The sequence below is a fragment of the Pedobacter sp. 05L430 genome (assembly GCF_056397585.1).
On sequence record NZ_JBFTNT010000532.1, the window covers coordinates 1 to 1,355 of the forward strand.

Annotated in this window: 1 protein-coding gene and 1 pseudogene; both read right to left on the bottom strand. The window is 39.9% G+C overall.

Annotated features, from left to right (window positions below; genetic code table 11):
• Nucleotides 1-824: pseudogene (locus AC1DG9_RS27095) on the bottom strand (O-antigen ligase family protein); the annotation flags it as partial.
• A gap of 9 nt (nucleotides 825-833) precedes the next feature.
• Nucleotides 834-1,355, bottom strand: a 522-nt coding sequence (locus AC1DG9_RS27100) for a P-loop NTPase family protein (RefSeq protein ID WP_477635698.1), incomplete at its 5' end; no start/stop codon positions are given.

Here is a 1,355-nt window from a genome sequence, read left to right on the forward strand (position 1 = left end):
CCTCTGGTTCCCGAAATCAACATTCCGTAAAAAGATAATCCGGCAGCAATCAGGGCAAGTACCCTTTTCCATGATTTGAACGGAGCTATTGCAAGCACAATAGCAATCAGCACAAAAGATGCCTGCGAAGCACCAAACTGTCCGGAATCACTATAAAAAGAAAACGCTCTTAATCTTCCCCACAACAAATGGGTAACCGCCCCTCCTTCATTTAAAAACCTTTGTTCACCTGGCGACAAGCCAATATGTATCTGCTTAATACCATTCAAAGTTGCCATTAACGACAAGGCAATCAACAATATCAACACCCTGTTTAATTTCTTTTCAGAATCAAACAATAGAAATACCAGGGGGATGATCAGTATAGGAAACAGCGCAGTACTTCTTATCTCCTGTAACCAACCCATCACACTGGCACCGGCAGGATTTATGATCTCAACTACACTAATGATAAACCACATCAGCATTAGTTTGGTCAGCGGGTTATTTAAACGTGTCCAGTCATACCGTTTGTGCTGAATGATCACAGTTATCCAGGTTAGCAATAAAAAAATCTCTATTCCTATACCATAGGCAATGCCACCAACTTCACGCGATAAGATCCCAAATAGAAAGCAATAAACTATCAACACAAGAAGCCCTACAGAGGGCTCCTTAAAAAGACAGATCATAAAAACAACAAATAGTGCTGCCACAATTACCAGTACCGGCCCTATGGGCCCCAGATACGTCAGCAAACTAACTCCTAAAGCAACCAATATCCCCAAAACCGACAAAATAATTGTACGTCGTGTTTGTGATAAGGATGATAAATACTGGTACATAGGTTGTTATTATTTCACTTTGTTAAGAACCCAACCAATAAATCCAGGTTGCCCCTTAATATATGTCAACAGCTCTTTTTGAGGGTCTGATATAGATCTGCCAGATTCAAAAACAGCTAAGTTTAGCTCAGTAAAAAGCAACCACTCTTTGGCTTTGTTAATGTCCTTAAGCCCGTTAACATCTATAATAATCACATCAAACTCGTCTTTTAAAACCTGAAAGCCTTTTCTTAAACTTGTGGTACTCTGGCTCTCCAGTAAAGAAGAATTCGCATCATTCTTATTCAAAATTGTAATCAGATCTTCTGTCTGAATTTCACGTTTCACTAAAAAGGTCTCAAAATCCTGGTTTATGGCCAACGCTTTTGAATCCGATATTACTTTTTTTGTCTCCCCGCCAATTAGCAGCACTTTTTCTCCCATCATCGCAAAACCATAGGCCAAACTGCCCGACAGAAAGGATTTGCCCTCATTGCTGTCAAGACTTGTAATCCCCAATATTTTGGCATTGTTCTTTTTCAAGGCGTCAGA